General features: G+C 64.1%; 1 protein-coding gene. It reads right to left on the bottom strand.

Annotation, left to right across the window (positions count from 1 at the left end):
• Positions 1–237: hypothetical protein (locus SB719_RS22510; protein ID WP_412160086.1), on the bottom strand; the 237-nt coding region annotated here is incomplete at both ends.

Here is a 237-nt window from a genome sequence, read left to right as displayed (position 1 = left end):
CAAAACGGGTGTCGGCGCTGCTGCTGACGTTTGGGATGCCCTCCAGTGCCTTGCCCAGTGTGTTGCTGCCGTAGTCCAGCACATTGGCGGTTTTCACCGTATCGATGGCCTGCGGCACATAACGCACAGGCGTCGAAGTGCGGGTTGCGGTGCTCACCTCCTTGACCCGCGGGTTGTCCTTCTCGCGCTCGCTGTCGGCGGTAACCGACGACTCCGGCAGCGTGGTGGTGGCGGCAC

Origin of the sequence: Pantoea sp. SIMBA_079, from assembly GCF_046940275.1 — a bacterium.
Classification (GTDB): domain Bacteria; phylum Pseudomonadota; class Gammaproteobacteria; order Enterobacterales; family Enterobacteriaceae; genus Pantoea; species Pantoea borealis.
The sequence above is the reverse complement of the archived record's forward strand: the minus strand, read 5'-3'. Positions and strand labels throughout refer to the sequence as shown.